The sequence below is a fragment of the Lactobacillus acetotolerans DSM 20749 = JCM 3825 genome, assembly GCF_001436775.1.
Classification (GTDB): Bacteria; Bacillota; Bacilli; order Lactobacillales; family Lactobacillaceae; genus Lactobacillus; species Lactobacillus acetotolerans.
This window is the reverse complement of the sequence record NZ_AYZC01000018.1, coordinates 21,525-28,351: the sequence shown is the minus strand read 5'-3', so window position 1 is coordinate 28,351 and position 6,827 is coordinate 21,525. Positions and strand designations below refer to the sequence as shown.

The 6,827-nt window shown below is 37.2% G+C and carries 7 protein-coding genes and 1 tRNA gene; 7 read left to right on the top strand and 1 reads right to left on the bottom strand.

Annotation, left to right across the window (positions count from 1 at the left end):
• Positions 1-173 precede the first annotated feature (173 nt).
• The 7 genes from FC77_RS04050 (at position 174) to FC77_RS04020 (ending at position 6,514) form a co-directional block, all read left to right on the top strand.
• On the top strand, positions 174-830 hold the full coding sequence (locus tag FC77_RS04050) for a nitroreductase (protein ID WP_056970234.1): 657 nt from the start codon (positions 174-176) through the stop codon (positions 828-830).
• Between the two features lie 93 nt (positions 831-923).
• Positions 924-2,294 (top strand): hemolysin family protein, encoded by a 1,371-nt coding sequence (locus FC77_RS04045; protein ID WP_054681732.1) that lies wholly within the window; start codon positions 924-926, stop codon positions 2,292-2,294.
• Between the two features lie 101 nt (positions 2,295-2,395).
• On the top strand, positions 2,396-2,965 hold the full coding sequence (hpt, locus tag FC77_RS04040; RefSeq protein WP_056970233.1) for a hypoxanthine phosphoribosyltransferase: 570 nt from the start codon (positions 2,396-2,398) through the stop codon (positions 2,963-2,965).
• A gap of 160 nt (positions 2,966-3,125) precedes the next feature.
• Positions 3,126-3,833, top strand: a complete 708-nt coding sequence (locus FC77_RS04035) for a GH25 family lysozyme (RefSeq protein ID WP_056970232.1) — start codon at positions 3,126-3,128, stop codon at positions 3,831-3,833.
• Complete coding sequence (locus tag FC77_RS04030) at positions 3,833-5,065, top strand: DEAD/DEAH box helicase (protein WP_056970231.1); 1,233 nt, start codon at positions 3,833-3,835, stop codon at positions 5,063-5,065. Before FC77_RS04035 ends, FC77_RS04030 begins: the two co-directional genes overlap by 1 nt.
• A complete protein-coding gene (locus FC77_RS04025; protein ID WP_056970230.1) occupies positions 5,062-6,390 on the top strand; it encodes a PTS sugar transporter subunit IIC in 1,329 nt (442 codons plus the stop codon). The genes FC77_RS04030 and FC77_RS04025 overlap by 4 nt, the downstream gene beginning before the upstream one ends.
• A 51-nt stretch (positions 6,391-6,441) precedes the next feature.
• Positions 6,442-6,514 (top strand) — tRNA-Arg (locus FC77_RS04020).
• Between the two features lie 51 nt (positions 6,515-6,565).
• Here FC77_RS04020 and FC77_RS08250 read toward each other — a convergent pair.
• Positions 6,566-6,754, bottom strand: coding sequence for a hypothetical protein (locus FC77_RS08250; RefSeq protein WP_054681730.1), 189 nt, complete (start codon positions 6,752-6,754; stop codon positions 6,566-6,568).
• Positions 6,755-6,827: the final 73 nt, after the last annotated feature.

Genomic DNA, 6,827 nt, shown 5'->3' with positions numbered 1-6,827 from the left:
CATTGGCTTCATGACCTATTTGAATCAGTGTTGCACTTAATTTGATAATTCAGGAAAAAGAATAATTTGTAGAAATTAGAGTAGCTAAAACGCTAGTTTTTCTAATATAATAAAGTTGTATGTTTATTGTATTTTTAGTTTTATGGATAATTAATCCGAGGATATGAACATAAATGGAATTTGAGGATGTATTTAAACGTGAGCGTGTAACACGTAAATTTACTAATAGAAAAGTTAATGAAAAATTAATAGCTGATATTATCAAAAAAGCCCAGCAATCTCCATCGTTGCTTAATTCGCAACCTTGGCGTGCTTATGTATCGGTTGGAGAATCACTTGAGAAGTTAAAGAAGGCTTCAAAGGCTAATATCGATGCTGGTGTGAAACCACACGAAGACTTTGCTTCTATGCTGTCACTTAACTGGGATACTTTCCCAAGTCAAAATATGGCTACGATGGGAGCCTCACAAACTTATTTCTTCCGTAACAAGTTAGACTTATTTACTAAATCTAATGATGCGATGTTTAATGCACAGTCCGTCGTATTTTTGACGATTCCAAGAGAATCACCAGCCTGGTCAGTTTTTGATTTGGGTATTTTTGCTCAAAGTATCATGCTGATCGCCATTGATAATGGCTTATCAATCATGCCGGCACACTCAATGGTCTCTTACCCAGATTTGGTTCGTAAGTATGTTCATATACCAGATAATCAACTAGTAGGAATGGCCATTGCATTGGGTTATAAAGATAAAAGTTCCGAGGTCAACGATCCAAAATACTTCCCAGAACGTGTGCCATTCGAAAAGATTTTCAAGTTAACCAAATAATTTTATTTATTCCTAGTTTTAAATTAATGAAATATTGCCCAATAATGTTAGAATATTAACTAGATGTTTTTAATAAAAAAGGTGATAATAATTTTGAGCACGCCTCAAATAATAACTAATTTAATAGCTACGTTGATTATCTTTGTATTTGCAGCCTTCTTTGTTGCTGCTGAATTTGCGTTAGTACAAACTCGGCCTAGTCAACTGGAAGATATGCTTAATAATGGACAGGGTAACCAGAAGAAAGTAAAACGTGCATTGCACATGGTTCATAGTCTGAATGAGTATCTGTCGACCACACAAGTTGGTACTACATTAGTTGGTGTAATTCTTGGGTGGTTCTCAGCTGATACACTTACTGTTATTTTTGAGCGGTTATTTAATTTAATGCCGCTTAATCGTTCGTTAGTACGGACGATTAGTGCCATTTTAGGTGTTGTACTTTTGACTTACTTAGAAGTAATCTTAACGGAAATTGTACCTAAAAATATCTCGATTGATATGCCTGTAAAGATGTTGATGAGCATTGTTGCGCCATTACAACTTTTTCACACTTTAGTTTATCCATTTGTATGGCTACTTAATAGCAGTTCCAATGGCTTATTAAAGGTGATGGGCTTTAAGCCTGCGGATGAAGAAAATCAGGTTTATTCGCAATCTGAAATTATCAAACTGTCGCGTAATGCTGTTCATGGTGGTTCACTTGATAAGTCGGATTTGACATACATGCAGCGTGCCTTTGAGTTAAACGATAAGGTCGCAAAAGACATTATGACGGATAGAACCAGGCTAATGGTCATCAATTCAACAGATACGATTAAACAGGCTTTGAAGATGTATCTTAAAGAAGGACCTAGTCGTTTACCTGTAGTTCGTGATAATAATAAGGATGATATTGTCGGTTATATTTATTCCTATGATATTGTGCAACAAAGCCAAATTGATAAGAATGTTCCGGTAACTCGAATTATTAGAACAATTATTACTGTACCAGAATCAATGCCTATTCAAGATATACTGCATTTAATGATTAAGAAGCACACGCCAATCGTTTTGGTTGTCGATGAATATGGTGGTACCAGTGGGATTGTAACGGATAAGGATATTTATGAAGAACTCTTTGGCACCGTTAAGGATGAGATTGACGATGTCTCTGATGACTATATTATCAAAGACAAAGAGGGTAATATTCGGGTTTCTGGTAAGACTACTCTCTATGACTTTGAACGTTACTTCCAAACTAATCTAAAGAGCTTTGAAGATAGTGACATCATTACCATTGGTGGTTATATGATGGAACATTATCCTGATTTAAAGAAGGATGAGACTGTTGAACTTGGGGGCTTCGAATTTAAGCTTGATAGCATTGAGCAGGGTTTCATGCGCTGGTTTATTGTAAAGTCAATTCCTAAGAAGAAGGAAGCCAAACCTGAAAAATCCGATCAATCTGACGATAAAAAGTAAAAATATTCATTAAAAGTATGAATTATGAGTCTTTTTTATCTGAAAATGATATAATCACTTTTATTAGGAATCTGATACTGATTAAAATGAAGGGTAGACAAATGCCAAAAAGCGATAATATTAATAGAATTATTGATCACAAGTTGTTTTCTGAAGACGATATTCATAATATGTGCGTTCGTCTTGGTAAGCAACTGACTCAAGATTACGCAGGTAAAAAACCACTAGTAGTTGGTGCTTTAAAGGGAGCCATCTTCTTCTTAACCGACTTAACTCGGCAAATGGATGTTGATGAAGAAATGGATTTCTTGGACGTTTCTAGTTATGGCAACAGCATGAAATCATCTGGTACGGTCAAGTTGATCAGTGATATGGCTACAGATGTTAAGAGTCGTGATGTCTTGATCGTTGAAGATGTTGTTGATACTGGCTTAACTCTGAAGTTTATGAAAGACTTGATCGGTGGCCGTGGTGCCAAGAGCGTTAAGTGTTGTGCCCTTCTGAATAAGGAGGTCAACCGGACGGTTGATGTTGATGTGGATTATTATGGATCAAAGGTCGGCAATGAATTTGTAGTTGGTTACGGCTTGGATTTCATGAATTATTTCCGCAACATTCCCTATGTTGGTGTGCTTAAGCCAGAAATTATTAAGGAATTTAATAATAAATAATTTTTACTGATAGTAAAATAAATAACAATCATTTCACGAAGTGGAGTGGTTGTTTTATTTTTTTCTCAATATATTGTTCAAAGCGGTGCGTCATCTATTATAATTAGGCGTTGGTATCATGGCTATTTTTGGTTAGAATAGTCAAATAGGAGGAAAAAAGATGAAAAGATTTCATCATAAATTTACACTGCCAGCAATTTTAACCTTATTGGTAGTTGCAGTTGCAGCCCTCCTAATAGGATTTTCAAACTTTAAAAAACAGACAACTTTACCGGCAGATTCAAATCCCAGTGCAATCGGGGTTGAATTGAATCAAAACTTTGATTACGTAGACCTGCATAAATTACAGGCAAACAGCATTTCTTTTGTATACTTGCGTAGCACACAGGGAAGATCTTACTTTGATGATAATTATTTATCTTATCGGGATCAGGTTTTAGGAACCAAATTGGCTTTTGGAACGATAATCTCATACAGTAATGAATCGACCCCAATGCAACATTATCGCTATTTTACAAAAGAAGTAGGGAGAAATACCGGAACCTTGCCAATTATGATTGAACCAGCCATAGCAAGTAGAAACAAAAAATATTTGCGGTCGATGGGGCAATTTACGCAAATGTTAGAAAATAGCGGTAAAGAAGTTGTTGTAGCGGTAAATAGTAAGTACCATAAATATTATGGCCCTAACACAAAATTTGTTTCTGATGGTAATAAGACACCGAATAAGTTACAGTATTCTTTTTGTCGTTACACCACTGATGGCCGCGTAAAGAATGTAAAAGGTTTAGAAGATAACGTTACGATGTTTTCCTATAATGGTACTGTAGCGCAATACAAACAGAAATATGGACAGTTAGCACAATAATGTATCAAGAAAAAATTCAGCAAACTTTAACAACAGAAGGCATAAAGAAGCCAACTTTAATTCAAAAAGCAACTTATGAACCTATTTTAAACGGAGCAAGTGTAATTGCTCTGGCTAAAACGGGTACTGGAAAGACTTTGGCTTATGCTTTGCCGGCTTTAGAGCGCACTAAAATAGGGATGAAAAATAGCGTGGTGATTATTGCACCGACAACGGAATTAGCGGTACAGATTCGTCATGCCATTAATCCCTATATTCACGCTTTAGGTTTAAAGGGCATATCTTTGGTTGGAGCGGGTAACCGTAAACGCCAGGAAAATAATTTAAAAAAGAAACATCCCGAGGTAGTGGTAGCCACACCTGGACGCTTTTTTGATTTCTTTTCAAGTGGTCGAATTAAAACTCAAGATATTAAAAGTTTAGTGATTGACGAAGCGGATGATATTCTTGAATTTAATAAGATGGATCTGCTCAGCGCACTTGGTCAAAATTTAGCAAGCGATGCACAAATTTTGCTTTTTGGTGCCACTGCTTCTCCGATAACTAAAAAGGCTGAAGATTTATTTGCACGCACATTTTTATTAATTGATGTTCGTAAAGAGCAAAAAACTACCCACAAAAATTATTTTTTACAGGTAGACAATGCACATAAGATTGAATTTCTACAAAGGCTTACCCAGCTTGATCATTTTAAGGGTATTTTGTTTTTTGATTCGAACCAGACGATGATGCGCTTTGCGGGCATTTTCGGTCATACCAAAACGAAATTCACACTTTTAGCAAATGAGTTTGGCAAAGAAAAGCGTGAGGATGCCTTGCATGAATTTGCTGAGGGGAAGATTAAATTACTTTTGGCAACAGATTTAGCAGCTCGTGGTCTTGATATTCCTGATGTGACCTACGTAATTAACTTCGATATTCCAAATGAAGTCAATACTTACTTGCACAGGGCAGGTAGAACTGGCCGGATGGGTGCTAAAGGTTACGTGGTTACTTTGGGTGATGACCATGATTTCCGTGATTTGAAGAAGTTATTGACTGGCGAAGTGGAATTGTCCAGAGTTTATTTTGCAGGTTACAACTTGACTACTAAAAGACCTAAAAAGAAAGTTAAGAAAAACACCCAAGAAATGAGTGCTAACCAAACAATTTCTAAGAAAAAGAAAAAACATAGAAAACGTAAGAACAAAAATAAGGGTTATCACCCACATTACTTAAAGGAGCAAAAATGAATCGTTTAGTATCTTGGCTAGAAGATTATATCTTACCGTTTGCTAATAGGTTAGCGCAGGTGCGTTGGTTAGTTGCACTCAGGGATGCTTTTATTTCAATTATGCCGATTACCTTTGCAGGTTCAATTGCTGTATTGATTAAAAGTTTGGTTGAAGCGTCTAAAACGCATTTAGACTGGAAAATTTTTGCTTTTATCATGCAGCCTGTTGTGGCGATTAGCAACGTGGTTTGGCGCGGTACTTTTTCTCTTTTTGCTTTATTCTTAGCCTTTTCACTGGGTTATCATTTAGCCAAGAGTCTTGAAACCAACCGCTTAGCGGGGGCAATTGTTTCTTTGGCTTCATTTACGATGAGTGTGGCGAATTTTACCAAATTAAGGGTAAACGGTAAGAACTTTTTTGTTCATAATGCTTTCGACATCTCGCAGTTTTCAACCACCGGAATATTCACGGCTATTTTGTTCGGAACAATCGGGGTTGCAATTTATGTTGCCTGCTATAAAGCCAGAATCATTATCCATTTGTCCACTAGTTTGCCACATGCGGAGCAGTCTGCTTTTGATTCCTTAGCTCCCGGAATTATTGCTATTTTTAGTGTCGGTGCGATTAATTACATTTTTCAGTTAGCTACAGGGACCTATTTTGGTAACTGGCTCCTTCATTCTATTCAAGTTCCACTGGTTAAAATGGGACAGGGATTTGGTATGATCCTTCTTGTGACTCTGCTGGTGCAAGTTTTCTGGTTCTTTGGTATCAATGGATTAGGTGTTCTTTCACCGATTTTGGATTCAATTTGGCTGACCGCACAAAATGTTAATGTCACCGCGGCACGTGATGGCCGAATTCCACCATTTTTATGGGTACGCGGCTCCTTTGATGTTTTTGCCTGGTTTGGCGGTGCCGGTGGTACTTTGATGCTGATCGTGGCAATCCTGCTTTTCTCTAAAAGAAGCGATTACCGTACCATTGCCAAAGTAGCTCTAGCTCCTGGGATTTTTAACATCAACGAACCGATTGTTTTAGGATTACCGGTCGTACTTAATCCGGTTTACTTTATTCCCTTTGTGACCGCACCGCTTGTTAACGTGGTCTTCTCGTATTTAGTAAGTATGATGGGTCTGGTTAATCCGGTACAAGTGGCTGTACCATCGATTATGCCGCCGATAATAGGGCCATTCTTAGCGTGCAACTATGACTGGCGGGCCATCGTTTTGAGTTTAATTGATATGTTAATTTCATTAGCAATTTGGACGCCATTTGTATTTGCTGCTGATAAAATTGCCGACGCTAACAATTCACGTAGCTTCTTTACGACACAATATTAGGTAAAAAGAATTGGCTTTTATCAACTAATTTTGGTAAAGTTAATTCTGTACGGCTCTGTAGTTCATCTGGATAGAACAATGGTCTCCTAAACCGTAGAGGTGAGTTCGAATCTCACCAGAGTCATTATAATTGAATAGTAAAAACTGCCTAGCTAACAAGCTAGACAGTTTTTTATTATCTTAAGGGGTGAAGCATGACGGCCGTGGCTAATCCCCAAACAATGAAGACGCAGATGAGTGCCATATAAAGTAAGTGGCGTCTGCTTTTAGCGGGGCGGCTTTTATCAAGCCCGAAGACTAAGCAAAAGGTACCGATTACGATTGCAATCCCAGCAGTTAGCAGAAAAGCTAAACTTTGATTCATAATTAACTCACTTTCTAATTCTACTATTAATAATTAAACCACACCTGCTTGTCTTTCTGACAATAAATCATGT

Bases quoted from the DNA above. Each gene is read 5' to 3' on its own strand.
- FC77_RS04030 (WP_056970231.1), top strand. From the start codon at position 3,833: ATGTATCAAGAAAAAATTCAGCAAACTTTAACAACAGAAGGCATAAAG.
- FC77_RS04025 (WP_056970230.1), top strand. From the start codon at position 5,062: ATGAATCGTTTAGTATCTTGGCTAGAAGATTATATCTTACCGTTTGCT.
- FC77_RS08250 (WP_054681730.1), bottom strand. From the start codon at position 6,754: ATGAATCAAAGTTTAGCTTTTCTGCTAACTGCTGGGATTGCAATCGTA.
- FC77_RS04050 (WP_056970234.1), top strand. From the start codon at position 174: ATGGAATTTGAGGATGTATTTAAACGTGAGCGTGTAACACGTAAATTT.
- hpt (WP_056970233.1), top strand. From the start codon at position 2,396: ATGCCAAAAAGCGATAATATTAATAGAATTATTGATCACAAGTTGTTT.
- FC77_RS04035 (WP_056970232.1), top strand. From the start codon at position 3,126: ATGAAAAGATTTCATCATAAATTTACACTGCCAGCAATTTTAACCTTA.